We start from the raw sequence: 24211 nt of genomic DNA on the forward strand, positions 1-24211 counted from the left end.
GCTGTAAGAGCGAAACCATAAGCTGCCGTTACCTAAATAACGGATATGCCCCCAACCAAACACAAAAAAACGGCCTCATCTGAAGGCCGTTTTTCATTACACTTCAACGCTTAGGTGCGCATCCCACGCCCACTCACCAGCAACCGCGCGCACCCCACATAAAGCACCACAGTTGCCACCAGCATAAACGTAATCGCCACACTGATCTTGATATCCGACACGCCCAAGATGCCGTAACGGAAGGCGTTAACCATGTGCAACACAGGGTTGGCCAACGACACCGTCTGCCAGAACGGCGGCAACAAGGTGATCGAATAAAACACCCCACCCAGATACGTCAGCGGCGTCAGCACAAACGTCGGAATAATCGAAATGTCATCAAAGTTGCGCGCAAACACCGCGTTGATGAACCCCAGCAACGAAAAAATCGTCGCCGTCAGCACCACCACCAGCAGCGTGATCCCAAGGTGATGCACCTGCAAATGGGTAAAGAACAGTGACAGCAGCGTCACGATCACCCCGACCATCAACCCGCGCAGCACGCCGCCCAGGGTGTAGCCGATCAGAATCGTATGGGGCGACACCGGCGACACCATCAATTCCTCGATGGAACGCTGGAACTTGCTGCCGAAAAAGCTCGACACCACGTTGCCGTAGGAGTTGGTGATCACCGACATCATGATCAACCCCGGCACGATGTACTCCATATAGGTGAAACCACCCATATCACCAATCTGCCGGCCAATCAGGTTGCCGAAGATCACGAAGTACAAAACCATGGTGATCGCCGGCGGCAGCAGGGTCTGCGGCCAGATCCGGGTAAAGCGCTTCACTTCGCGGTAGACGATGGTCTGTAGCGCGACGAGGTTGGGTTGCAGTTCCGAACTCATACCGCCACCTTCGCCAGATTTTTCTCCACCAGGGACACGAACAACTCCTCAAGGCGATTGGTTTTGTTACGCAGGCTCAGCACTTCGATGTTCTGGGTGGCCAACTGGCCGAACAACGCGGTGATGCCCACGGCTTTGTCTACCTGGACTTCCAGGGTGTGGCTGTCCACCAGGCGGTTCGGGTAGCCGATCAACTGCGGTGGCACGGACATGTTGTTTTTCAGGTCGAGCAGGAAGGTCTCGACGTGCAACTGGCTCAGCAAGTTACGCATGCTGGTGTTTTCGACGATGGTGCCGTGGTCGATGATGCCAATGTTGCGGCACAGCTGCTCAGCCTCTTCCAGATAGTGCGTGGTGAGGATGATGGTGATGCCTTTCTGGTTCAGCTCGGTGAGGAACGTCCACATCGAGCGACGCAGCTCGATGTCCACGCCCGCCGTGGGTTCGTCGAGGATCAGCAGGCGCGGTTCGTGCACCAGGGCGCGGGCGATCATCAGGCGACGCTTCATGCCGCCGGACAGCGAACGCGAAGGCACGTCGCGCTTGTCCCACAGCCCCAGTTGGGTGAGGTACTGCTCGGCGCGTTCCTTGGCGATCTTCGGCGGGATGCCGTAGTAACCGGCCTGGGTCACGACGATGTCGAAGGTCTTTTCAAACTGGTTGAAATTGAACTCCTGGGGCACCACGCCAATGCTGCGCTTGAGCGCCGCCGGGGATTTGTCCAGGTCGTGACCAAAGATATTCACCGTACCGGTGGTCTTGTTGACCAGGGTCGAGAGAATCCCGATGGTGGTGGATTTGCCGGCGCCATTGGGGCCGAGCAAGGCGAAGAAATCACCTTCGGCGACGTCCAGATCGATACCACTCAGGGCCTGGAAACCGTTGCCGTAGGTTTTGGTTAGCTGCCGGATGGACAGAGCGGAACTCATATCGGATTACGCACCAAAGAAGAGGAATAGAATTGTTACATGAGGGCAGACCGCACGGAATACAACGGCTGCGCGTGACAAGCATGGTGCTTGTCCGCGCCGCACAAGTACAGTCACCCGTATTAATAGTGGGTATCAGGTCAACGCGGTCATGACCGATTTCTGGTAGGCCGGGCGCTGGCGCAGGCGCTGGTACCAGGCCTCAAGGTTAGGCATCGACGGGCGTTCGATGGGCATTTCGAACCAGGCATAAATGAAGCTGCCCAACGGGATATCGCCCATGCCGATCTCGCTGCCGGAGAGGTAGGGTTGAGTGGCCAAGGCCTGATCCACCGTCTGCAAGACGTCGATGCAGGCTTGGCGCCCGGCGTTGATGGTGTCCCAGTTCTGCTTGTCAGCCGGGGTACGCAGCACGCCCCAGAACACGGTCTTGAACGGTTCGGCCAGGGTCGAGGTGGTCCAGTCCATCCACTTTTCGGCGTTGGCCCGGGTTTGCAGGTCGCCCGGGTACCAGTTCGAATCCGGCGCATGTTTGGCGGCCAGATAACGCACGATGGTGTTGGATTCCCACAGTACAAAGTCGCCATCTTCAATCATCGGCACCCGGCCATTGGGGTTCAGCGCGCGGTATTGCGGCGTGTCGACCACACCAAAAGCCCCGCCCGCATCAATTGCCTCATAGTCCAGGCCGAGTTCCTCGGCGCACCACAGTGCCTTCCTGACATTTGACGAATTTTTACGACCCCAGATTTTCAGCATGACCGCCCCGATTTTGAAAAAGATGGTTGGATGAATGCCGGGGCAGCATACGCCGGATCACGTCCGGCTTAAATCACTCCGCATATCCCCCAACAGGATCGGCATCTGCTCGCCAAACAGGTGCGGGTAACATTTCTGCAGGTGGGCGAAGAAGAATTCCTCGGGCACCTCGGCAAATTGCCCATGGTCCACCACGTACTCCATGGAGCGCTGACCCTTGCGGTTGAAGGCGTGGAAAACACTGTCGTGGAGGCCGTCGAAATCCAGCGGCGGCACATCGAACAGTTCGCACAGTTGCTGGTTGAAGGCGGGCGTGGCTTTCACCCAGCTGCCATCCAGATACAGCTCGGTGTAGCCGTGCATGGCAAAAACGTCACTTCTGAGCAGTTCGATCAAACGCGGCGTCGACAAGTGGTTGCGCACGTCGGCCAGGCCGATACGCGCTGGAATGCCGCAGTGCCTTGCGCACCCTGCCAGCAGCGTCGCCTTCGGCACGCAATAACTCTCGCCGGCGGCCAGGGCGAAGCTGCCGGTGAGGGTTTGCGGGTCGCGGCTGAAGGTATAGGGGTTGTAGCGCACCGCCTCGCGCACGGCGTAGTAAAGACTGACTGCCTGGTCACGGGGTGCGGCACTCGAACCGCGATGTTTTTCGGCGAACTCCACCACCGCAGGGTGGTCACTATCGATGAAGCGGCCGGGATTCAAGTACGCATTCATGAGGTTAATCTCCGAGGCAAGCCTGGAGTCTAACCACCGCCTGCGAGCTGCGATAACGACGATTCGGCCAAATGTCGGCGCCTGATGGCGAACTTCCCCCGGCACACCACGTAACACCCTCGTCACCCTGCTTTTTCGGATGCCGACTAAGCTCAGAGGTGATTTCGCACCTGGTTTCACGGAGGATTGAATATGCTGTTGTTGTGGATACTGGTTCTGGTGGTCGGCGTTGCCTACCTGGCACACCGCCGCACCGCGCCCCTGCCCGCCATAGGCGTGGTGGCCGTCTACCTGTTGGCAATGGGCGCCTTCAGCCATGCACCAGGCTGGTTGCTGCTGATCTTCTGGGTGCTGATCGCCGTGGTGGCCGCCCCGCTGCTGCTGCCGGACCTGCGCCGCAAGTACTTCACCGCGCCGCTGTTCAACTGGTTCCAGAAAGTCCTGCCGCCGATGTCCGAGACCGAGCGCGACGCCATCGACGCCGGCACCGTGTGGTGGGACGGCGAGCTGTTCAGCGGCCGTCCTGACTGGGACAAGTTGCTGGCCTACCCCAAGGCGCAACTGACCGAAGAAGAACAAGCCTTCATCGACGGCCCCACTGAAGAACTGTGCGCGATGGTCACCGACTGGGAAATCGGCCAGGCCATGGACCTGCCGCCGGCGGCCTGGGAACACATCAAGCAGCATGGCTTTTTTGCCCTGATCATCCCCAAGGAATTCGGCGGCAAGGGTTTCTCCGCCTACGCCCACTCCCAGGTCGCGATGAAACTGGCGACCCGCAGCGGCGACCTCGCCTCCACCGTCATGGTCCCCAACTCCCTGGGCCCGGCCGAATTGCTGCTGCACTACGGCACCGATGAACAACGCAACCATTACCTGCCCCGCCTGGCCCGTGGTGACGACATCCCGTGCTTTGCCCTGACCGGCCCGCTGGCAGGCTCCGACGCCGGCTCCATGCCCGACACCGGGGTGATCTGCAAAGGCGAGTGGGAAGGCAAGGAAACCCTTGGCCTGCGCCTGAACTGGGAAAAACGCTACATCACCCTCGGCCCGGTAGCGACCTTGCTCGGCCTGGCGTTCAAGGCCCATGACCCGGACCATCTGCTGGGCGACGAAGAAGACCTCGGCATCAGCCTCGCGCTGATCCCCACCGACACCCCCGGCGTTGAAATCGGCCGCCGCCACCTGCCACTGGGCGCCGCGTTCATGAACGGCCCCAACTCCGGCAAGGACGTGTTCATTCCCCTGGACTTCCTGATCGGCGGCCAGGAAATGCTCGGCAAGGGCTGGATGATGCTGATGAACTGCCTCTCGGTGGGCCGTTCGATTTCCCTGCCCGCCGTCGGCACTGGCGCCGCCAAGTTCACCAGCCTGGTGACCGGCCAATATGCCCAGGTGCGCGAGCAGTTCAACGTGCCGCTGGCCGCCTTTGAAGGCATCCAGGAAGCCCTGGCGCGCATCGGCGGCAACGCGTGGTTGATGGACAGCGCGCGGATGCTCACCGCCAATGCCGTCGACCTGGGGGAAAAACCCTCGGTACTGTCGGCGATCCTCAAGTACCACCTGACCGAACGCGGCCGCGAGTGCATCAGCCATGCAATGGACGTGCACGGCGGCAAGGGCATCATCATGGGGCCCAACAACTACCTGGGCCGCAGCTGGCAAGGCGCGCCGATCTTCATCACCGTGGAAGGCGCGAATATTCTCTCGCGCAACCTGATGATCTTCGGCCAGGGCGCGATCCGCTGCCATCCGTTCGTACTCAAGGAAATGGCCCTGGCCGGCCGTGAAGACCATGACCAGGCGCTGAAGGAATTCGACGGCCTGCTGCTGCAACACATCGGCTTTGCCGTAAGCAACGCCGCCAGCACCCTGGTGCTGAACCTCGGTTTTGGTCACTTCGAAAAAGCCCCGGGCAACAGTTTGAGCCAGGGCTACTTCCGCGCACTCAACCGCCAAGCCGCAGCGTTTGCGATGCTGGCAGACCTGAGCATGATGCTGCTGGGCGGCGAACTGAAACGTCGCGAACGCCTGTCGGCACGTCTGGGCGATGTGCTGAGCCATATGTACCTGGCGTCGGCAGCGCTCAAGCGTTACCACGACCTGGACTCGCCGGACCACCTGCGCCCGCTGTTCGCCTGGGCCATGGAAGAAAGCCTCGGCCACTCCGAGCGTGCATTGGATGAATTGCTGACCAACTTCCCGAGCAAGGTACTGGGCTGCCTGCTGCGGGTGATCGTGTTCCCGTTCGGCCGTCGCCATAAGGGCCCGTCCGATGAACTGGATGCCGAGGTGGCAGCCGTGATCGGTCGCGCCAAGGGCGATCCGGCCCTGGAAGCGGTGCTGGCTGGCTGCTATCGCCCGCAATCCGCCGAGGACCCGGTGGGCGCCCTGCAACATGCCTACGACCTGTTGGCCGACAGCCATCCGTTGCAGAAAAAACTCCACGAAGGCCTCAAGAGCGGCCAGGTCAAACCTACCGCTGGCGAACACGCCATCGACGCCGCGCTGCATGCCGGCGTGCTGCAACCGGCTGAGGCGCAGACCCTGCGTGACGCTGAAGCGGCGCGGCGCAAGGTGATCGACGTGGATGATTTCAGCAAGGAAGAGCTGAGCCAGGCTGAGGGAAAAGTCCGCTGAACCCAGCGGTCATATAAAAACGGGCGCTTGAGCTATATACTCTCGCGCCCGTTTTGCTCTTGAGGACTTATCTCGTGTCCAACGTCGTTGCCGATCATCTCGTCTTGCTCGACCACCTGCGCAGCATCCTGGTTGCCGTCGGCGAAGCCGAACAGGTTCCCGAGGAAAGCCACCTCCTGTTCCTGGAGCGCTTCGATGAACTGCGCGCCCTGCTGCCGATCGACCCTATCGAAAGCCAGTACCTGGGCCAGGACATGATGAGCCAGGTCATCCTGCGCTACCCGCAAATTGCCCACCTGGTGCCGCGCGACCTGCTGTGGTTCTTCGGTGGCGATTGCCTGCACTTCATGCCCGATGACGAACTGGACCTGTACCAGGCCCTGGAAGAACGTCGCTTTGAAGCTGAACAGAACGACGAACCGTTCGACTGGAACCAGGAAAAGCAGTTGTTGGCCATGTCCAATGACCAGCCAAAGCACTGATGTAAAAAACGCTGAAGATCAAAATATGTGGGAGCTGGCTTGCCTGCGATGCAGGCGGCTCAGTGTGTCAGTCACACCGCGGCGTTGCTATCGCAGGCAAGCCAGCTCCCACACAAATCCGCTGCCGCATTCCTACCGCTTATTCAGCGTCGGCTCCTTAGCCATGCACTCCACCAGATAATCAATAAACACCCGCAACTTCGGCGGCAGATACCGCGTCGGTGAATGCAGCAACCACGCATCCCCGTGGTACGACGCAATAAAATCCCACTCCGGCAACACCTGCACCACCTCCCCCGCCTCCAGCGCATGCCGCGCCGTGAAGTACGGCAAGCTGCCGATTCCCACATGCTGCAACACCGCATCCAGCCGTACCCCGGTGTGATTGGCCGCGTACCGCCCGCGCACGCCCACCGTCACCGCCTTGCTGCCCTGGCGAAACTTCCAGCGCGCATCCCCCGGCGTTTCCCCCAGGTAGATGCAACTGTGCTCCAGCAAATCATGGGGATGCTCTGGCGTACCGTGCTCGGCCAGGTACCGTGGCGTGGCGCAGACCAAGTGTTCGATGGGCAGCAGTTGGCGCCCCACCAACCCCGGCGGCGGGCTGTCGGTGATGCGGATGCTCAGGTCGACATTGTCATCAATCAAATCCACGTGCCGGTCCTCCAGGATCAGTTGCACATCGACCTTGGGGTAACGCCGCAAAAACTCCGGCATATGGGGATGTACCACAAACCGCCCCACCGCCTTGGGCACACTGACCCGCACCAAGCCTTCTGCCTCATGGGTGTATTGCCCACTGATTTCCATCACCGAGCGCGCGGCGCTGACCATTTCCTGACAGCGCTTGAACACCTCTTCACCGCCTTCGCTCAGGCGCAGCTTGCGGGTGGTGCGTTGCAGCAGGCGCGTCGCCAGGGCCTTTTCCAGGCGTGAGATACTGCGGCTCACGGATGACGGCGAAGCACCCAGTTGCCGCGCGGCTTCGGAGAAGCTGCCGGTTTCCACCACCTTGACGAAAATCGCCATTTCACCCAGCAGCGGCAAGGGAAGATTGATGCTCATGACGCACAAGTCCATTGAGATTTGAACGGATTATCACCCATTGGCGCACTTCTTATACTGCCCAATAGAAACCCTGATGCGGATGTAAATGATGACCCAGCGCCTGTTTTTTACCCATGACCACCTGAATGCCGAACTCGAAGTGCTGGGATGCACACCTTCTGACAACCAGTTTGCCGTGATCCTGCAGTCAACGATCTTCCATCCCCAAGGTGGCGGCCAGCCTTCCGACACCGGATGGCTGGGGGAAAGCCAAGTGCTGAAGGTGGTGCAGGAGGCCGATCATGTCGTGCATTACGTCGACCGCCCCGTGGCACTGGGCGCGATACAGGCACGCGTCGATGAAGAACGCCGCACCCTGCACACGCGCCTGCATTCGGCCGGGCACCTGATCGGCAATGCCGGCGAAACCCTGGGCTGGATGCCGATCAAGGCCCATCACTGGCCGGGCGAAGGCAAGATCACCTTTATTCGCGGGACCTCGGCCCAGACCATGGACGCGCAAGCGATTCAACAGCGCGTCGACCAATGGATTGCGGCCAACCTGCCACGCCATATGACGCTGGATGACGGCACCCGGGAAGTGGGTTTTGGCGAGCTGCCGGCCTATGCCTGCGGCGGCACCCATGTGCAGGCCCTGGGGGACGTGGGCCAGGTAACGATCCTGGCCCTGTCCGAGAAAAAAGGTGCATTGTCGGTGCGCTACAGCCTCGACTGACTAGACCGCAATCGCCCCCGCCCTGCCCGGCTCCACCACAAATGACTTGAGGGTCGAGACACTGGCATGTGGGTCCCGGGGATCGGAAATCACCCGGAAGTTCGTCAGCATAGTCTTCTCCTCAAGTGCCACCGACACATAGCCGCGCTGGCGGCTGTCGAAAAACTTCACATGGGGGTTAAGCGGCAGGATCGAACTGAAGGCCTCGAATGGCGGCCCGTCGGAGGTCACCGACGTGCCGACGAACTCGGTGGCGATTACCGGCGAGTCCGGGTTATTGGCATCGGTGTGCAGGTCGGTGGTCCAGAACGAGTGAATATCACCGCCCCAGAACACCGGATTATTCACCCGGCGGCGCTCGATAGAGGCCAGCACCCGCTCGCGGGTCGCGATATAGCCATCCCAGCCATCCGTCCAATGGCCCAGCGCCTTGCTCTCGGGGTCACGTTGAATCAGCGGCGCCACCAGCAGGTCCTGGGCGATCACGTTCCACTGTGCCCGGGACTCGGCAAAGCCCCGGTCCAGCCACGCTTCCTGCTCCCAGCCAAGCATGGTGCGCCGGGGGTTGCGCAGGTCAATGCAGCTGTCATCCGCGATATGCCCCTTGCGACTGCCGTTTGCTGAAATACACGGTTGCTCGGAGCGATACTGCCGGCCGTCCAGCACGTGGAAACGTGCCAGTCGCCCGTAGTCCAAACGCCGATAGACACGCATGTCCGGCCCGCGCGGCAGGCTGCTGGCCCGCAGCGGCATATGTTCATAGAACGCTTGGTAAGCCGCTGCACGCTGCTTGAGAAACGCCGCCACCGGAATGCTCGGGTCCTGGGACCACTGGCTGGCGTAGTCGTTTTGCACTTCGTGATCGTCCCAGGTCGCCACGCTGGGCGCCGCAGCATGCAGCGCCTGCAAATCCGGATCGGTCTTGTACAGGGCGTAGCGGTTGCGGTAATCCGCAAGATTCAGCGCATTGCCGCTGCCGTGGGGACGAATGATCTTGCCGGAGTCGGCCGCATAGGAACTGTCGTAGATGTAGTCACCAAGGAAAAACACCAGGTCCGGCTGCTCAGCGGCCAAATGGCGATAAGCGCTGAAGTAGCCTCGCTCCCAATGGGAACAGGAGACAAAACCCAACCGGGCCGACGCCATGGCATGCAACGCTGGCGCCGTGCGCGACTGGCCTACCGGGCTTTGCGCACCGAGGCCTTCAAACTGGTACCAGTAAGGCCGGCCTGCCTCCAACCCGGCCACTTCCACATGCACCGAATGGGCGAAACGCTCGCTGGCCATGACCTCACCCCGACGCACAATGTGGGTCATCGCCGCATCACTGGCCACTTTCCAGCGTACCGGCACCGCCCGGCTCAATCCGCCGCGGCCATCTGCGGCATTGAACAGCGGCGCGAGGCGTGTCCAGATCACGAAACCATCGGGCAATGGATCGCCTGAAGCCACCCCCAGGGTGAAGGGATAGTCGATGCCCGCACTGCGGGCGAACGGGCTGAGGATCGAAAACGCCGTGGCAACCGCCAGGCCGCCCAGGACCCTGCGGCGACCTGGGTCTGGCAGATGGCTCATAGCGGGTACTCGCTGGCTTCGAGCGGATTCTGCCAATCCTTGCGCAATACGCCGAACATCGACAGGTCTTCATAGACCCCGTCCTTGAGGAAGGCGCCTTGCTGGCAGCCCTCGTAACGCAAGCCGATTTTCTGCATCACCCGGGCCGACGCTTTATTACGGGTAAAACACTGCCCTGCGATACGGTGCAGCGCCAATTCGCTGAAGCCAAAGTGCATCAGCCCACAGGCGGCTTCGGCGGCGTAGCCACGGTCACGGCAATGCGCCGCCACCCATCCACCCAGCAGCCCGCTGTGATGATTGGCCGACAGGCGAATGCTGGCCATCCCCACGAACTCTTGCGTTTCCCGCAGGTGAATGCCGAGACCCAGCGCCGTCGCCGAACGATACTTTTCTTCAAGTTCACCGATAAACGCGTGGGCCACGTCAAGGGTATAGGGCGATGGGATAGTCGCAGTGTTTTCGGCAATCAGCGGCCCGTTGGCCAGGGCACAAAGCACCTCGGCCTGGTCCTTGTGTAACGCTTTCAACACCAATCGCGGGGTGGATAAAAAAGGTAGGGCAACGCTCATGACAGAGGGCTCTGGAAATAAATTCTCCCAGAATGTACGCGCACCGTGTCAGTTTCATTACGTACATAAATAATCCGCTTGCCTGCTTGCGAGTGCCGTAATAGAGCCTTAAAAGCTTAAATTAATGTTAACCATTCGGTCATTTTTCGTTGCTAGCGTGTCGCCCCTAATCAACAACGGGGTAGCGGCATGAGAACTTGGGATGAACCCAAAAAGCGCAAGGCACACATCGAACTGATCCCGATGATCGACGTGATGATGTTTCTTTTGGTGTTTTTTGTACTGGTGAGTTTGAACGTGATTCCCGCCCTGGGCATGAAGACACAATTGCCGAGCGCCAGCAGTTCACAGCAGCTCAAGCCACAAAATAAATTCATCTTGACCCTGGGCCTGGACGGCCAGCTGCAGCTCGATGGCAAGGACATGACGGTCGACGCGCTGGTGCCTGCACTCAAGGCCGGCGAGAAGCCAGACACCAAGTCGACCATCATCGTCAACAGCGACAAAGGCGTGGAAGTGTCGCGCCTGGTTGAAGTCATGGACACCCTGCGCCTGGGTGGCTTTACCTCCGTCTCCATCGCCACGAAAAAGTCCTGATCATGTATGCCTTGTTTCGTGCGCGTCGGCTGCTGGGCAGTGTCCCGGCCCTGATCGCCCTGGTGCTGATTGCACTGGGTATCCAGTCCCAACCCCTGAAAATCCAGCCGCAGTACGACGAGTCGGCGGTTGAACTCGCCCTGGTCGAACCCGAGCCAGAAGCAGTGCCCGAGCCCGTGGTTGAAGAACCTCCGCCACCGGTGATCGAAGACGAAGAGGCCGAGCCTGCCCCGCCGCCTCCACCACCCAAGCCAGTGCCAAAACCACTGCCAAAACCTGAGCCAAAACCAAAACCGGTACCCAAGCCGGTGGCCGCCAAACCAACGCCAGCACCTGCGCCGGCCCCGGTCGCCGCCAAGCCCGTGCAAGCCGCTCCCGCCCCTACCCCGGCACCCGCCGCGCCACCGGCACCGCCGAAAGTCGACGGCCAGGCGCTGGAAGGCGGTTACCTCAAGGGTTTGCGCAACGAGCTGGACACGTACAAGCAATACCCCACCGGGCGCCAGGCGTCCCTTGAACGCCCCAGCGGCGAGGTGGTGGTCTGGTTAATGGTGGACCGCCAAGGCCGCGTCCTCGACTCCGGGATCCAGACCCCGGCGCCGAGCATGCTGCTCAACCGGGCCGCCACCAACAGCCTGCGCCGTATCAAGCAGGTGAAACCGTTCCCCGAACAAGCCTTCGGTGGACGTAACGAGCAGCGCTTCACCGCCACCTTCAACTACAGCGTGCAATAAGCACACACCACCAGGACGACAGTGATGAAGTTCACCCGGATTCATCTGGCACTCGTTGCCGCGACGAGCATGACCCATGGAGTGGTCATGGCAGACACCAGCGACAGTGACGTCGGGACTATTGGGGTACAGGGCAAGGCAACCGCGGGGGGCGGTTACATGGTCCAGGAAGAGAGCGCGAAGGGCCGCTCGACCATCACCAAGGAAGCGTTGGACAAACAGACCGCCACCGGCAACGCGATCGACAAGCTCAAGTACACCCCGGGCCTGAACATCTCCAGCGAAGACAACACCGGCCTCTCGGGTTTCCGCTTCACCATGCGCGGCATGAACTCCGACCAGGTGGGCATGTCGGTGGACGGCATGCCGATCAACGACTCCGGCAACTACGCGCTGTACTCCAACCTATTGGGCGACCCGGAAAACATCGACCAGATCTTCGTCACCCAAGGCTCGTCGGAAGCCGACGGCCCGCACATCGGTTCCAGCGGCGGCAACATCGGCATCGTGACCATTCGCCCCACCAAGGAAACCGGTGCCTTCGTCAAGCAAGTGGTCGGCAGCAACGCCACCCGCAAGACCTTTGCCCGCCTCAACACCGGTGAAGTCAACGGCCTGAGCAACTGGCTGTCGGCCTCCCACACCGAAGGCCAGATGTGGCGCGGCTCGGGTGCCGTGCGCGCGAACAAGGTGGAGTGGAACAGCTTCTTCGACGCCGGCAACGGCAACACCGCCAACCTGATCCTCAAGTACCACGAGCAGGACAACAACAGTTACAGCCAGTTGACCAAGTCGCAGTTCCAGCAGTATGGCCGCAAGTACGACCCGTACCCGGCGACACCGGCGGTGGGCTCCAACGGCAAGATCAGCAGCTACTACGACCTGGCGCAGAACCCGTTCCAGACCTTCACCGCCGTGCTCAACACCCAGTACAAACTGAGCGACAACCTGTCCCTCTCGGTGATCCCGTATTACTACTACGGCAACGGCAGCGGCGTGGGCTCCTCCGCGTACGCGCTGAACAGCGGCTCGAACAAGGGCGGCGTGTTCGACCTCGGCAACCTGCCGACGCAGGCTCAATACAACGCCGACGGCTCCGCGACGACCGGCGTCTACTACCGCCCTTCGCGCACCCAGACCTGGCGCCCGGGCATTACCACCAAGCTGAACTGGGACCTGGGCGACCACAGCCTGCAATTCGGCTACTGGTACGAACGCGCCCGCCAAAGCCAGACCCAACCGTTCATTGCCCTCAAGAACAACGGCAAGCCAAGCGACACCTGGCCTGACGGCAACTCCGTGGTCGACGCCAACGGCAACACCGTACAAGGTCGCGACCGCTACACCGTGACCCCGGCGCAGAAAGTCTGGGCCCAGGACACCTGGTACATCAATTCGGACTGGACCCTGATCGCCGGCCTTGCCTACATGAATGTCGAACGTGAAGGCACCAACCACGGCAGCCTCACCGAGCAACCGGGCAAAGCCGACCAGACCTACAACAAATTGCTGCCCAACGCCGGCCTGAAATACCAGATCGACGAGCGTGACCAGTTGTTCTACAGCCTGTCGCGCAACATGCGTATTCCGCAGAACTACGTGCTGTACGACAAGGGCGTGGGTTCGCTCGACTCCAAGCCGGAACTCAGCTGGAACCAGGAACTGGGCTGGCGCTACACCGGCGAAGACAGCACCCTCGCCGCCACCCTGTTCTACATGCAGTTCAAGAATCGCCAGTTGACCTCCCTGGACAGCAACGGTGATTCGGCCGACATCAACGCCGGCACCGTCATCAACAAAGGCCTGGAGCTGGAGTGGAGCGGCAAGCTGCCGCACAACTTCAACTACTACACGTCCTACACCTACACCAGTTCCAAGCAGCAGGACGATTTGACGGTGTACAGCGCCGGCAAGCCGATCGTCTTGCCCACCAGTGGCAAGCAGTTCGCCAACGTGCCGACCAACATGCTCGCGGCAAACATCGGGTATGACGACGGGCGCTTCTACGGCACCTTCGGCGGCAAGTTCACCAGCAAGCTCTACGGCGACCTGACCAACGACGAAGCCATCTCCGCCCGCACCATTTTCAACCTCGGCGCCGGTATCTACCTGCCGGTGGACAAGAAAGTGGTCAAGGACGCAACCCTGCGCCTGAACGTCGACAACCTGTTCGACAAGAAGTACCTGGACGGCGTGTACACCACCAAGACCAACTCGGCGAGCTACAGCGGTTTCCGCGATGGCGACCCGGCTTACATCGTTGGGCTTGACCGCACCGTAACCGTTTCCCTTGAAGCCAATTTCTAACTGCGAGGCTCAGAATCATGGACATGAACCTGCTTCACCAAATCACCTTTTATGTGATGTACGCCGCGCTGGCGATTGCGATCTTCATCACCATCGAACGGGGCATCTACTTCGCCTACGTACGCCGCCAGGCCCGCGCGCTGACCGAAGTGCTCGGCGCCAACGTGCACAGCGAACGCGACCTGCCGCAAAACCTGACCCGCCGCGACAGCCTGCCGTTGAACATGGTGCTGCCGATCCTCGCGCAGAAGTCTTCCCATGGTTCGCGCAAGGACCTGGACGACGAAATCGAAACCCAGTACCTCAAGACCCGCGCGCCGCTGTCCCGCAGCCTGTGGATCATCGAAACCATCACCACCGCCGCGCCGTTGCTGGGCCTGCTGGGCACCATCCTCGGCATCATCGACACCTTCAAGGCGCTGGCCAGTGCCGGCGTGTCCGACCCGGGCCAGATTTCCGGTGGCATCGGTACGGCCTTGTTCGCCACCGGCCTGGGTATCGCCATCGCCCTGTTCTGCGTGGTGTTCCACAACTTCTTCCAGGACAGCCTGGAGCGCATCAACGACCAGCTGAAAATCCTGCTGATCCGCGCCGCAATCGGTGCCCGCGTACAGGGTGAAGTGCCGCACCTGGTGCCGACGCCGCTGTACACCCGCACTGCGTGACCTTCCCGGGGCGGGCGCAGCACGCGCCCGCCCCTTCTTTTTGCCCGATGAGACGCCTATGTCCATATCGCTGAAGTTCCGTATCGCCGGCCTCGCAGGCCTGCTCCTCAGTCCGCTTGCCCAGGCGGACTTTTCAATTCCGGGGTTTGAGCTGGTGCACACCGTGCCGGTGGACACCCAACTGGGAACCGCGGACCTGCGCCAACCAGGCCCGGTGTGGATCGGGCTGTTCGACGGTGCGAAAAGCCGCATCGACATCGGCCAGTTCTACGCGGCGGACCATCCCGGCTCGGTGATGGACACGGTGATTGAACACCTGGAAGCCGCTGGCAAACGCGGGGTGAAAATTCGCTTCCTGCTGGAAGAAAAAGGCGTGCGGCTGTCGGAAGCCTCCACCCTGGAACGCCTGAAAGCGATTCCCAACCTGACCTTCCGCATCCTGCCCTATGGCAAGCTGAGCGGCGGGATCATCCATGCCAAATACATGGTGGTGGACGGCAAGCAGGCGTTTATCGGCAGCCAGAATTTCGACTGGCGCTCCCTGGAGCATATCCACGAAACCGGACTGTTGATCAGTGATGCCAACGTCGTCGCCCAGACCCAGGCCATCTTTGATCAGGATTGGCAGGCCCAGGCGGCACTGACCGACAACAAGCCTGTGCCCCTGCCCGCCGCGGGCGCTCTACCTGCGCGCACCGGCAACTACCTGGTAGCCAGCCCACAGCGCTACAACCCGCCGGGTGTGGGTGATTCACAGCTGGAACTGCCACGCCTGCTGGGCGAGGCGAAAAAGGAAGTGCGGGTGCAACTGCTGGACTACGCGCCGCTCTCCTACGGGCCTGACAGAACCCGGCCTTACTACGCGATGATCGACAACGCGGTGCGTGCGGCGGCGGCCCGAGGGGTGTCGATCAAGTTGATGGTGTCCAACTGGAACACCGAAGCGCTGGAATTGCCGTACCTGAAAAGCCTGGCAGTGCTGCCGAATGTCGAGGTCAAGATCGTCACGCTGCCCGAGGCCAAGCAAGGATTCATTCCTTATGCGCGGGTGATCCACAGCAAGACCATGGAGATCGATGGGCAAGTGGCGTGGGTGGGCACCAGTAACTGGCTGGGGGGTTATTTCGATAACTCGCGCAACCTGGAAGTGGTGATGCGCAGTGAAGCGATGGCCAAGCGTGTGGGAGATTTACACGAACAGCTGTGGGACGGGCCGTACGCCAAGGCACTGGAAGTGACGAGTGAGTACCCGCAGCCGCATCCGGGCAAACCTTAAGCTGTTGCCCGCAAATGGCATGGCTTTGCGGGCAATATCACATTGCCAGATATCCAGGTTGCACTTTTTCGCCTTTGCGCTGACCAACCCTGCATAACTCATGGAGGGAGAGCAGGGATGAACAACACACGCAATGGACTGTATGGGGCCGCGCTGGTTTGGGCGGCCATCGGGCTTGGCGGCTGCGCCAATTCGATGACCACCACCGGTGAGCCCGGGGTGAAGATGGGCGAGAGCTATGAGCAGGTGCTTGCCGTGGTCAGCCGCAACAATACGGTGACCAGGAAGATCGACGGGGAAGCATTCCGGGCTGAAGGTTACTCGGAGACGTTCAAGGATTGTCGCAACAAATATTTTATCTTCCAGGGCGCTGATGGCTTGCAGATGGTCAAGCTTGAGCCCGCGCCGCATCTGTCGGTCAGCCAGAACTGCCGCCAGCCATGAGAACCTTACGTGTAATCCCCGCCCTGTTCTTGGTTCTCCTCAGCGGCTGTGGCCAGGTGTATAACGTCCGCTCCCTCAACACCGCCTATACAGCGCCGACGTCTGCCGAGACGGCGCGCTTGCGCATTATCAGCGACGGCATGGTGCGCGCAGTGCCCGGGCGCGATTGCCTGGACTGGAATGTTCCCGGCGCTGGCGTAATGGTGTCAGCCAAATCCGGCTTCGCCGACCGCAATGGCGCAAGCCTGGGGATGCCGGGGCCGATTTACACCTGGGACGGTGCGGTGTCGTCCGAACAGGTGATTCCGGCGAACACGCCCATTGCCTTTCATTACCTTGGGTTGCCGCAATATGGCCGGCAATGTTTCAACACCATGACCTTTATCCCCAAGCCCGGCATGGACTACATGGTGCGAGCGTCAATGTCCGGGAGTTGCTCATTCGAGCTTGCTGAGCTGGCGAAGGGTGCTGAACGCTGGACGCCGATTGAACCAACGCCGTCGGGAAGGCTGTCGATGTGCCACGCGATGGATAATTTCTAGGGTTCCGGGCGCAGCGTGGGTCGAGACGTTGCGTCCCGGCCTACAAATAACGCACAAACAAAAACGCCGATCATTGCTGATCGGCGTTTTTGTTGAATATGGAGCGGGAAACGAGACTCGAACTCGCGACCCCGACCTTGGCAAGGTCGTGCTCTACCAACTGAGCTATTCCCGCAAATGGCGTCCCCTAGGGGACTCGAACCCCTGTTACCGCCGTGAAAGGGCGGTGTCCTAGGCCACTAGACGAAGGGGACACGCTACTGAAACACATGGTGTGTGTTTCAGTGCCCAGAGATTAAATCCGAAGATCATGCCCTGGTTTCACTCAGTGTCGCCCGAGAGCAACACTGCTTAAATTTGGAGCGGGAAACGAGACTCGAACTCGCGACCCCGACCTTGGCAAGGTCGTGCTCTACCAACTGAGCTATTCCCGCAATATGGCGTCCCCTAGGGGACTCGAACCCCTGTTACCGCCGTGAAAGGGCGGTGTCCTAGGCCACTAGACGAAGGGGACACACGTACAACATTCACTCCCTACCGCGTTTCGCTGTGTGCTTTACGCTGTAAGTGGCGCGCATTCTATGGATGGATTGGGAGGTCGTCAACCCCCAAGGATAAATTTATTTAAATCAATGACTTCGCCGTGGTTTACGGGGGTTGCGGGGGTTTCTCGCCGTCCAGGCTTTGACGCCTATATTCTGGCGTTCGACAAGGCGCTATAGTTCGCCACAGCAAATGATGGCAATGTGCATCTACGCAGACACTGCCTACTCATATAGAAGAAACTACTGACGCAACTGGTCGCTCAGTCCTATCCGGCCAGTGCCCCAGTCACTACACTTCAACGCAAACCCCATAAAGAGGTCACACCGGTGACACCACTCATGATCACCCTGCTGGTAATAGCCGGGATCGTAATACTGATCGCCATTGGCTACATGAACCACGTGGTGGAAAACAATAAGCTGGAAAAGAACCGGACCCGGATCGAACTCAATGACCGGCTGCGTCGCTGCGGTGAAATCACCGAGACGTTCCCGGGGCAGTTGATGACGCCGCGGCTCAAGTTGCTGCTGACCCGCCTGGAGCTCAATGTCAATCAGCGGCTGTTGAACCTCGACAAGTCCAATGCATCCTTCAAGGCGCGCATCACCGAGCTCAACGCACTGGTAGCCCAGGGCGAATCGATCCCGGTGAACAACCCGCCCAGCCCGATCCAGACCGAAGCCAAGGCCAAGGATGTACGTTTCCTGCTGGAAGCACTGCATGGCCAAGTGACCCGTGCGGCCCAGGACGGTTTCCTGCCGACCAATGAAGCCAAGCACTGGATCAAGGAAATCCGCCACATCCTGGTGCTGCTGCACATCGAGTTCTTCAACAACCTGGGCCAGCACGCGCTGCAACAGGGTCAGCCAGGCCAGGCACGCCTGGCGTTCGAACGCGGCGCGCAGTACCTGCGCAAACAGCCGGAGCCGGTGGTGTATAGCCAGCAATTGCAATTGCTCGAGAAACAACTGGCCCGCGCCAACTCCATGGTGCTGACCAACATCCAGCCAGCTGAAGACGAGGTCAACGAATTGACCGAAGGCTTGAAAGTGGTGGATGCGGATGCGGACTGGAAGAAGAAAGCCATCTACGACTGATCCGCCTGCCCCTTGGCAAAAGAGACAATTGTGGCACTGCCAGTATTTTCCGCAGTGCCATCACTCTGCACCTATCCCCCGCCCCGCGAGTAGCGTAAAAAAGGCCCCTCTCTCCGCTAACGAAAAGGGCCTCGCCATGCCTGTCGTGCTTATCGATGGACAACCGCTGCACTACCTCGACCAGGGCACCGGCCCGGCCGTTCTCCTGGGTTCCAGCTACCTGTGGGACAGCCAGATGTGGGCGCCGCAGATCGAAGCCCTTTCGCAACAGTACCGGGTGATCGTCCCCGAATTATGGGGCCACGGCGAGTCCGGCCCACTGCCTGCAAACACCGCGTCCCTGGACGACCTCGCACGCCAGCACCTGGCCTTGCTGGATCACCTGGACATTACCCAGGTCAACCTCGTGGGCTTGTCCGTCGGCGGCATGTGGGGCGCACGCCTGGCGCTGCTGGCCCCCGAGCGGGTCAACAGCCTGGTGCTGATGGACACACACCTGGGCGCCGAGCCGGAAGCCACTCGCCAGTACTATTTTTCGCTGTTCAAGATGATCGAAGACGCCGGCGTCATTCCGGAACCGCTGCTGGATGTGGTGGCGCCGATTTTCTTTCGCCCTGGCATCGACCGGGAATCAGCCCTTTACCAGGACTTTCGCAACACCCTGAAAGCTTTCCCGAAAGAGCGCCTGCTGCAAAGCATCGTGCCCCTGGGCCGGATTATCTTCAGCCGCGCCGATGTGCTGGCGCAGCTTTCGCGCCTCGACGCCGATACCACCCTGGTGATGTGCGGGGAGCAAGACAAACCACGCCCGCCCGCCGAGTCAGAAGAGATGGCAGCCTTGATCGGCTGCACACTGACGTTGATTCCAGACGCCGGGCATATCTCCAGCCGGGAAAACCCCGACTTCGTCAATGAAGCCCTGCTGACCTTCCTCGCCAACAACGCCTGACCGCCCTGCCCTTTGATCACCGCATGCCTGCGGTGATCAAAGGCGGAAGTGCCCGACCATCCCTTTCAGCTCCGTGCCCAACTGCGCCAGCTCAATGCTCGACGCCGCGTTGCCCTGCATGCTCAACGCCGATTGATCGGCACTGGCACGGATGCTGGTGACGCTGCGATTGATCTCCTCGGCCACCGAGCTTTGCTGTTCGGCCGCTGCGGCAATCTGCTGGTTCATCTGCTGGATCAACGACACCGCCGCCGCGATGCTGCCCAGGGCGCTTTCGGTTTCCAGGGCATCACTGACCGCCAGCTTGACCAACTCGCCGCTCTGTTTGATCTGCTGCACTGAAGACTGCGCCGAGCTGCGCAAGGTGCTGACCAGCCGTTCGATTTCTTCGGTGGATTGCTGGGTGCGCTTGGCCAGTGCCCGCACCTCATCGGCCACCACGGCAAAACCACGGCCCTGCTCGCCGGCCCGCGCCGCCTCGATGGCCGCGTTCAGCGCCAGCAGATTGGTTTGCTCGGCCACGCTTTTGATGACTTCAAGCACGGTGCCGATATTCTGGATCTCCGCACTCAGGCTTTCGATGCTGGTGCTGGCGGAGGTGGCGGAATTGGCCAGCAACTCGATACGTTGCAGGCTCTGGCGCACCACCTGCTGGCCGCTGTCGACCTTGTCGTCCGCCGTCTGCGCAGCCTGCGCCGCCTCTTCGGCGTTACGCGCCACATCGTGCACAGTGGCGGTCATCTGGTTCATCGCCGTGGCCACCTGCTCGGTTTCTTCCTTCTGGCTGCTGACCTCGATATTGGTCTGCTCGGTGACACTGGACAGCGAATGGGCAGAACTGGCCAGTTGTTCGATACCCGCCTGCAACCCGCTGACCATACTGCTCAGGCCACCGCTCATCTGTTGCATCGCGAGCATCAACTGGCCCATCTCGTCGCGGCGGCTGACCTCCATGCGCCCGCTGAGGTCGCCGGCAGCAATCTGCTGGGCCACCGCAATCACGCTGCGCAGCGGTGCAACGATCAACCGGGTAATGATCCACGCGGCAATCAACCCCACCAGCAAGGCCAGGGCTGAAGACCCAATAATCAGCAACGCGCTTTTCTTCAATTGCGCCTGCATCGACAGGTCTTCTGCGTCGTAGGCCTGATTGACCCGAGTCACCACCTCGGCGGCACGCTCGTGCAGTTGCTTGTAGACCACCCTTTCCTGGGCCAGCAGGCCGGTGTACTCGCCGAGTTTTTCGCTGAAGGCCGCGATATGCCCCGACACTTCGTTAAGCACGGTTTGATAGCCGGAGTCCTTGACCGAGGTTTTCAACTGTTCGACCTGGGCCAGGGCCTGGTCGGCCTGCTCGATCTTGCCCTGCTCGGCGTTCTCGTCATCGCCCTTGCGGCTCTGGTCCAGGCGTACGTGCGCTTCGTTCATGGCTTGCAGCATCAGGCGCGAGACCTGGCTGACCTGCCCGGCCTGCTCGATAAATTCGGCGCCTTCCTTGCCCTGGCTTTCCTTGAGCCCATAGGCGCCATCGTCCGCCAGCCCGGCCTGCAGCACATCGAGGTTGTTGGCCACACTGGAGACCGACCAACTGGCCATCTCCAGTGCCAGGTCCTTGGTCTGGGTCAGTTCGACAAACTCATCGAAAGCCTTGCGATAGGCCACCAGCGCCTGCTCGACGTCGGTCATCACCGGGACGTTGGCGGGCGACTGGCCCTTGAGAATCACCGCCTGGGCGGCCAACGCGTCGACACTTTCGTGCAAGGCGTCCACCGCCTTGGGGTCGGCATGCAACGCGTAGTCCTGCTCGATCAGGCGCACCTTGAGCAGGCCGCTGTTGAGCGCCGACATGGCTTTAAGCCCCTCGAAGCGCTGACCAACGGTTTGCAGCGACCACACGCCAATCGCCGCCACCAGCGCCGTCAACAGCAGCACCAAGGCGAAGCCCAAGCTCAGTTTCTTTGCCATACCGAGGTTGGCAAAACGTCGTTGCACGGCAGAAATCATTGCACTGAAGTCCTCTTGCAATGGCGAATGCCATCAAGCCCGGTTTCGATGCAGCGAGATTCGCAACCCCGGGGCACTGAACACAAGCATTTGGCGCCACAATAATGGCAAAAAGCTACATCCTCGTCGTTTTCAGAATGGTGGAGGTCGATCCTGCCGGACCCATCGCCTTGAACAGCGCGAGGGCACGCTGGTCAGCAGCATAGGCCACGTTGATCCGCAGCCAGTCACTGTGTTCGCCCGTCGGGCTGAAAAGCGCCCCGGGTGACAGCAATACCCCCAGGCGGCGGGCCCGTGCCTGCAACGTCGAACGGTCGCCCACGCCAGGGCGGGCCCACACAAACATGCCACCGGCAGGTACCGCAAACACCTCCCACTCCTCGTCTTCCAGCACCTGCAGGGTCATGGCCATCTCCGTGCCCAGGCGTCGGCGCAGGCGTTGCACCCACTTGCGGTAGGTGCCGTTGGCCAGCAACGCAGCCACCACCGCCTCGGCAAACCGCGAGGTGCCGATGCCGGTCAAAGTCTTGACCTTGACCAGTTGCGCGATGATCGCCCCGCTGGCGGTGAGATACCCCACGCGCAGGGCGCTGCTGAGGGTCTTGGAGAAACTCGAGATATAGATCACCCGGTCCTCGTGGGGCAACGCCGACAGCCGGGTGCAGGTGGCATGTTGCAGGTCGCCATACACGTCTTCCTCGACAATGAAGAAGTCCTGGGAGTGGGCCAGCTGCAACAAGCGCTCGGCCACGGACGGGGACAGGCTGGTACCGGTGGGGTTGTGATACAGGCTGTTGATGAACAGGCACTTGGGCCGATGCCCGCGCAACAGCGCCTCCAGTGCCGTCAGGTCCGGACCGCCACGTGTGCGGGGCACTTCCAGCAACTTGATGCCATGAAACGCCAGTAGACGGTACAGGTTGCCGTACCCAGGGCTCTCCACCACCACGGTGTCGCCGGCCTTGAGCAGCGTGCGGATCAGCAGGTCCTGGGCGTGGCTCGCGCCCTGGGTGGTGAGGATATGCTCGACCCGGGTCGCCACGTGAATGTGAGTCAGGCGCTTGAGCAACTGTTCCCGCAGGGCTGGCAGGCCCAGCGGGGTGCTGTAGTTGAAGACGGCGGCAGTATCGGTGCGGGTGACTTCACGGATCGCGTAGCTGATGTCAGCACTTTCGCGCCAGGTGTCCGGCAGCCAGCCGCACCCCAGTTTCAGTTCACCCAGCTGATTATCGACGAAGGCGCCCCAGCCGGACTCGGCGCCCTCATACCATTGGTTTTCGCTACTCAGCCCGCGCTCGGCGGGTGGCTGGGCCACAAAAAAAACCGCGCCTTGACGCGAAACCAGTACGCCCTGGGCAACCATCCGCTCGAACGCCTCAATCACGCTGGACTGGCTGAGCAGGTTCTCGTGGGCCAGTTGCCGAACCGAGGGCAACCGCGTCCCGGGGCCGACCCCGCTCTCGCGAATCCAGGCCGCCAACCCACTGACGATTTGCTGCACTACCGGTACAAGGGCTTGTCGATCGATCCCTAAATCCATGAGCCACTCACCTAAACTGTTGTCATTTAACCCAAACCAGTTAAGCACAGAAGCTCAGTGACAGCCGTCACGAAGATTTATTAAATCATTGATTTAATTGAATTATTTACCTACTGATACACATTCAACCAAGGCATCTGGCCACCTGCGGAAAAGCCCCACAGTACCTACAACGCTTTTCTGAATGGAATCAGCATCAGGTCCTAAATGGCGGTCGCACCACCGTCCACCGCCAAGGCCTGGCCCGTGGTGAAGGCCGCGCCGTCGCTGCACAGATACAGCACTGCACTGGCGATTTCCTCGACCTTGCCGATACGCCCGACCGGGTGCATGGCGGCGGCAAATTCGGCTTTGCGCGGGTCGGCCTCATAGGCGCGGCGGAACATATCGGTGTCGATCACCGCCGGGCATACCGCGTTGACGCGGATTTTCTTTTTCGCGTATTCGATCGCCGCCGACTTGGTCAGGCCGATCACCGCATGCTTGGACGCGGCGTAGATACTCATCTTCGGCGCCGCCCCCAGCCCGGCCACCGACGCGGTATTGACGATGGCACCACCGCCCTGGGCCAGCAGCAGTGGCAACTGATACTTCATGCACAGCCACACACCCTTGACGTTGACCCCCATGATGGCGTCGAACTCATCCAGGCTGCCGTCGGCCAACTTGCCCTTTTCGATCTCGATCCCGGCATTGTTGAAGGCATAGTCCAGCCGGCCATAGGTGGCCACCGTCTGCTGCATCAACTGCTGCACGTCGGCCTCAAGCGTGACATTGCAACGCACAAACACCGCCTCGCCACCGGCCTGGTGAATCAGCGCCACAGTACCCTCACCGCCCGCCACGTCCAGGTCGGCGACCACGACTTTCAAGCCTTCAGCGGCGAACGCCAGGGCGGTGGCGCGGCCAATGCCGGCGGCCGCACCGGTCACCAGGGCGACCTGGCCGGAAAATGTCATGCTCATGGGGATGTCCTTCGATGGATGCTGGATGACCCCAGTCTAGCCAGAGCCTCCATGGGCGCGTCAGCACTATCAAACGCCCGGTTGGCGACCCATGAGCCGCAGTGATAACACCACCGGCCTCACTATCATCAGAGTGGATCGACGGGCATTCGCAGGTGCCGCGCACCTTGCCGCTGCGGCCCGAAGGGTCTATCACTC

At 60.8% G+C, this 24211-nt stretch carries 22 protein-coding genes, 4 tRNA genes and 1 pseudogene; 12 read left to right on the forward strand and 15 right to left on the reverse strand.

Features of this window, described 5'->3' with window-relative positions; all coding sequences use genetic code 11:
- Positions 1-110 precede the first annotated feature (110 nt).
- The 4 genes from HX875_RS07750 to HX875_RS07765 form a co-directional block, all read right to left on the reverse strand.
- Positions 111-890: an ABC transporter permease gene (locus tag HX875_RS07750; RefSeq protein WP_003217229.1), complete on the reverse strand. Its 780-nt coding sequence runs from the start codon at positions 888-890 to the stop codon at positions 111-113.
- Complete coding sequence (locus tag HX875_RS07755) at positions 887-1819, reverse strand: ABC transporter ATP-binding protein (RefSeq protein ID WP_177042728.1); 933 nt, start codon at positions 1817-1819, stop codon at positions 887-889. The genes HX875_RS07750 and HX875_RS07755 overlap by 4 nt, the downstream gene beginning before the upstream one ends.
- A 135-nt stretch (positions 1820-1954) precedes the next feature.
- A complete protein-coding gene (locus HX875_RS07760; protein ID WP_177042729.1) occupies positions 1955-2578 on the reverse strand; it encodes a glutathione S-transferase family protein in 624 nt (207 codons plus the stop codon).
- A gap of 57 nt (positions 2579-2635) precedes the next feature.
- A complete protein-coding gene (locus HX875_RS07765) occupies positions 2636-3295 on the reverse strand; it encodes a transglutaminase-like domain-containing protein (RefSeq protein WP_177042730.1) in 660 nt (219 codons plus the stop codon).
- 192 nt (positions 3296-3487) lie between these two features.
- On the opposite strand from HX875_RS07765, the gene HX875_RS07770 reads away from it, so the two are divergent.
- Both HX875_RS07770 and HX875_RS07775 read left to right on the forward strand, forming a co-directional pair.
- Complete coding sequence (locus HX875_RS07770; RefSeq protein ID WP_177042731.1) at positions 3488-5935, forward strand: acyl-CoA dehydrogenase; 2448 nt, start codon at positions 3488-3490, stop codon at positions 5933-5935.
- 74 nt (positions 5936-6009) lie between these two features.
- On the forward strand, positions 6010-6417 hold the full coding sequence (locus HX875_RS07775; protein WP_003217220.1) for a PA2817 family protein: 408 nt from the start codon (positions 6010-6012) through the stop codon (positions 6415-6417).
- 132 nt (positions 6418-6549) lie between these two features.
- Here the strand turns inward: HX875_RS07775 and HX875_RS07780 are convergent, their stop codons facing one another.
- Positions 6550-7482: a LysR family transcriptional regulator gene (locus HX875_RS07780; protein ID WP_177042732.1), complete on the reverse strand. Its 933-nt coding sequence runs from the start codon at positions 7480-7482 to the stop codon at positions 6550-6552.
- A 91-nt stretch (positions 7483-7573) separates the two neighbouring features.
- Here HX875_RS07780 and HX875_RS07785 point away from each other — a divergent pair, with 91 nt between their 5' ends.
- On the forward strand, positions 7574-8200 hold the full coding sequence (locus HX875_RS07785; protein ID WP_177042733.1) for an alanyl-tRNA editing protein: 627 nt from the start codon (positions 7574-7576) through the stop codon (positions 8198-8200).
- Here the strand turns inward: HX875_RS07785 and HX875_RS07790 are convergent, their stop codons facing one another.
- Complete coding sequence (locus HX875_RS07790; RefSeq protein WP_177042734.1) at positions 8201-9775, reverse strand: alkaline phosphatase D family protein; 1575 nt, start codon at positions 9773-9775, stop codon at positions 8201-8203.
- On the reverse strand, positions 9772-10347 hold the full coding sequence (locus HX875_RS07795; protein ID WP_177042735.1) for a GNAT family N-acetyltransferase: 576 nt from the start codon (positions 10345-10347) through the stop codon (positions 9772-9774). Before HX875_RS07795 ends, HX875_RS07790 begins: the two co-directional genes overlap by 4 nt.
- 189 nt (positions 10348-10536) lie before the next feature.
- Here HX875_RS07795 and HX875_RS07800 point away from each other — a divergent pair, with 189 nt between their 5' ends.
- From HX875_RS07800 to HX875_RS07830, 7 genes are all read left to right on the forward strand, one after another.
- A complete protein-coding gene (locus HX875_RS07800) occupies positions 10537-10944 on the forward strand; it encodes an ExbD/TolR family protein (RefSeq protein ID WP_177042736.1) in 408 nt (135 codons plus the stop codon).
- Positions 10945-10946: 2 nt separating this feature from the next.
- On the forward strand, positions 10947-11678 hold the full coding sequence (locus HX875_RS07805; protein ID WP_177042737.1) for an energy transducer TonB family protein: 732 nt from the start codon (positions 10947-10949) through the stop codon (positions 11676-11678).
- A gap of 24 nt (positions 11679-11702) precedes the next feature.
- Positions 11703-13985, forward strand: a complete 2283-nt coding sequence (locus tag HX875_RS07810; protein ID WP_177042738.1) for a TonB-dependent receptor — start codon at positions 11703-11705, stop codon at positions 13983-13985.
- A gap of 17 nt (positions 13986-14002) precedes the next feature.
- Complete coding sequence (locus HX875_RS07815; protein ID WP_177042739.1) at positions 14003-14650, forward strand: MotA/TolQ/ExbB proton channel family protein; 648 nt, start codon at positions 14003-14005, stop codon at positions 14648-14650.
- Between the two features lie 58 nt (positions 14651-14708).
- Complete coding sequence (locus tag HX875_RS07820; protein ID WP_177042740.1) at positions 14709-15926, forward strand: phospholipase D-like domain-containing protein; 1218 nt, start codon at positions 14709-14711, stop codon at positions 15924-15926.
- A gap of 117 nt (positions 15927-16043) precedes the next feature.
- Positions 16044-16370: a hypothetical protein gene (locus HX875_RS07825; protein ID WP_177042741.1), complete on the forward strand. Its 327-nt coding sequence runs from the start codon at positions 16044-16046 to the stop codon at positions 16368-16370.
- Positions 16367-16912, forward strand: coding sequence for a hypothetical protein (locus tag HX875_RS07830; protein ID WP_177042742.1), 546 nt, complete (start codon positions 16367-16369; stop codon positions 16910-16912). The genes HX875_RS07825 and HX875_RS07830 overlap by 4 nt, the downstream gene beginning before the upstream one ends.
- 99 nt (positions 16913-17011) lie before the next feature.
- Here the strand turns inward: HX875_RS07830 and HX875_RS07835 are convergent.
- The 4 genes from HX875_RS07835 to HX875_RS07850 all read right to left on the reverse strand — a co-directional run bounded on the left by HX875_RS07835 (position 17012) and on the right by HX875_RS07850 (position 17426).
- A tRNA-Gly gene (locus HX875_RS07835) sits at positions 17012-17087 on the reverse strand.
- Between the two features lie 3 nt (positions 17088-17090).
- A tRNA-Glu gene (locus HX875_RS07840) sits at positions 17091-17166 on the reverse strand.
- A gap of 104 nt (positions 17167-17270) precedes the next feature.
- Positions 17271-17346: transfer RNA gene (locus HX875_RS07845), tRNA-Gly, on the reverse strand.
- Between the two features lie 4 nt (positions 17347-17350).
- Positions 17351-17426: transfer RNA gene (locus HX875_RS07850), tRNA-Glu, on the reverse strand.
- A 370-nt stretch (positions 17427-17796) separates the two neighbouring features.
- Here HX875_RS07850 and HX875_RS07855 point away from each other — a divergent pair.
- Positions 17797-18555 carry a hypothetical protein gene (locus HX875_RS07855; RefSeq protein ID WP_177042743.1) on the forward strand — a complete coding sequence of 253 codons (759 nt, stop codon included), beginning with the start codon at positions 17797-17799 and terminating at the stop codon, positions 18553-18555.
- A 136-nt stretch (positions 18556-18691) separates the two neighbouring features.
- The gene (locus HX875_RS07860; protein WP_177042744.1) at positions 18692-19504 is read left to right on the forward strand and encodes an alpha/beta fold hydrolase; all 813 of its coding nucleotides are present in this window, start codon (positions 18692-18694) and stop codon (positions 19502-19504) included.
- Positions 19505-19540: 36 nt separating this feature from the next.
- Here the strand turns inward: HX875_RS07860 and HX875_RS33100 are convergent, their stop codons facing one another.
- The 4 genes and pseudogenes from HX875_RS33100 to HX875_RS07875 all read right to left on the reverse strand — a co-directional run bounded on the left by HX875_RS33100 (position 19541) and on the right by HX875_RS07875 (position 24013).
- The gene (locus HX875_RS33100) at positions 19541-20458 is read right to left on the reverse strand and encodes a methyl-accepting chemotaxis protein (RefSeq protein ID WP_371317286.1); all 918 of its coding nucleotides are present in this window, start codon (positions 20456-20458) and stop codon (positions 19541-19543) included.
- Positions 20450-21508, reverse strand: a pseudogene (locus HX875_RS33105) (HAMP domain-containing protein); the annotation flags it as partial. The gene HX875_RS33100 and the pseudogene HX875_RS33105, both read right to left, overlap by 9 nt.
- A 115-nt stretch (positions 21509-21623) precedes the next feature.
- Positions 21624-23048 (reverse strand): aminotransferase-like domain-containing protein, encoded by a 1425-nt coding sequence (locus tag HX875_RS07870; RefSeq protein WP_177042746.1) that lies wholly within the window; start codon positions 23046-23048, stop codon positions 21624-21626.
- Between the two features lie 203 nt (positions 23049-23251).
- Positions 23252-24013, reverse strand: a complete 762-nt coding sequence (locus HX875_RS07875) for an SDR family oxidoreductase (protein ID WP_003217185.1) — start codon at positions 24011-24013, stop codon at positions 23252-23254.
- Positions 24014-24211 lie beyond the last annotated feature (198 nt).

The organism is Pseudomonas yamanorum (assembly GCF_013386765.1).
GTDB lineage: Bacteria > Pseudomonadota > Gammaproteobacteria > Pseudomonadales > Pseudomonadaceae > Aquipseudomonas > Aquipseudomonas yamanorum_A.

Excerpts from the sequence above, each read along its gene's own strand:
- HX875_RS07750 (WP_003217229.1), bottom strand. The coding sequence starts at position 890 with ATGAGTTCGGAACTGCAACCCAACCTCGTCGCGCTACAGACCATCGTC.
- HX875_RS07755 (WP_177042728.1), bottom strand. The coding sequence starts at position 1,819 with ATGAGTTCCGCTCTGTCCATCCGGCAGCTAACCAAAACCTACGGCAAC.
- HX875_RS07760 (WP_177042729.1), bottom strand. The coding sequence starts at position 2,578 with ATGCTGAAAATCTGGGGTCGTAAAAATTCGTCAAATGTCAGGAAGGCA.
- HX875_RS07765 (WP_177042730.1), bottom strand. The coding sequence starts at position 3,295 with ATGAATGCGTACTTGAATCCCGGCCGCTTCATCGATAGTGACCACCCT.
- HX875_RS07770 (WP_177042731.1), top strand. The coding sequence starts at position 3,488 with ATGCTGTTGTTGTGGATACTGGTTCTGGTGGTCGGCGTTGCCTACCTG.
- HX875_RS07780 (WP_177042732.1), bottom strand. The coding sequence starts at position 7,482 with ATGAGCATCAATCTTCCCTTGCCGCTGCTGGGTGAAATGGCGATTTTC.
- HX875_RS07785 (WP_177042733.1), top strand. The coding sequence starts at position 7,574 with ATGACCCAGCGCCTGTTTTTTACCCATGACCACCTGAATGCCGAACTC.
- HX875_RS07790 (WP_177042734.1), bottom strand. The coding sequence starts at position 9,775 with ATGAGCCATCTGCCAGACCCAGGTCGCCGCAGGGTCCTGGGCGGCCTG.
- HX875_RS07795 (WP_177042735.1), bottom strand. The coding sequence starts at position 10,347 with ATGAGCGTTGCCCTACCTTTTTTATCCACCCCGCGATTGGTGTTGAAA.
- HX875_RS07800 (WP_177042736.1), top strand. The coding sequence starts at position 10,537 with ATGAGAACTTGGGATGAACCCAAAAAGCGCAAGGCACACATCGAACTG.
- HX875_RS07805 (WP_177042737.1), top strand. The coding sequence starts at position 10,947 with ATGTATGCCTTGTTTCGTGCGCGTCGGCTGCTGGGCAGTGTCCCGGCC.
- HX875_RS07810 (WP_177042738.1), top strand. The coding sequence starts at position 11,703 with ATGAAGTTCACCCGGATTCATCTGGCACTCGTTGCCGCGACGAGCATG.
- HX875_RS07815 (WP_177042739.1), top strand. The coding sequence starts at position 14,003 with ATGGACATGAACCTGCTTCACCAAATCACCTTTTATGTGATGTACGCC.
- HX875_RS07820 (WP_177042740.1), top strand. The coding sequence starts at position 14,709 with ATGTCCATATCGCTGAAGTTCCGTATCGCCGGCCTCGCAGGCCTGCTC.
- HX875_RS07825 (WP_177042741.1), top strand. The coding sequence starts at position 16,044 with ATGAACAACACACGCAATGGACTGTATGGGGCCGCGCTGGTTTGGGCG.
- HX875_RS07830 (WP_177042742.1), top strand. The coding sequence starts at position 16,367 with ATGAGAACCTTACGTGTAATCCCCGCCCTGTTCTTGGTTCTCCTCAGC.
- HX875_RS07855 (WP_177042743.1), top strand. The coding sequence starts at position 17,797 with ATGATCACCCTGCTGGTAATAGCCGGGATCGTAATACTGATCGCCATT.
- HX875_RS07860 (WP_177042744.1), top strand. The coding sequence starts at position 18,692 with ATGCCTGTCGTGCTTATCGATGGACAACCGCTGCACTACCTCGACCAG.
- HX875_RS33100 (WP_371317286.1), bottom strand. The coding sequence starts at position 20,458 with ATGGAGGTCAGCCGCCGCGACGAGATGGGCCAGTTGATGCTCGCGATG.
- HX875_RS07870 (WP_177042746.1), bottom strand. The coding sequence starts at position 23,048 with ATGGATTTAGGGATCGATCGACAAGCCCTTGTACCGGTAGTGCAGCAA.
- HX875_RS07875 (WP_003217185.1), bottom strand. The coding sequence starts at position 24,013 with ATGAGCATGACATTTTCCGGCCAGGTCGCCCTGGTGACCGGTGCGGCC.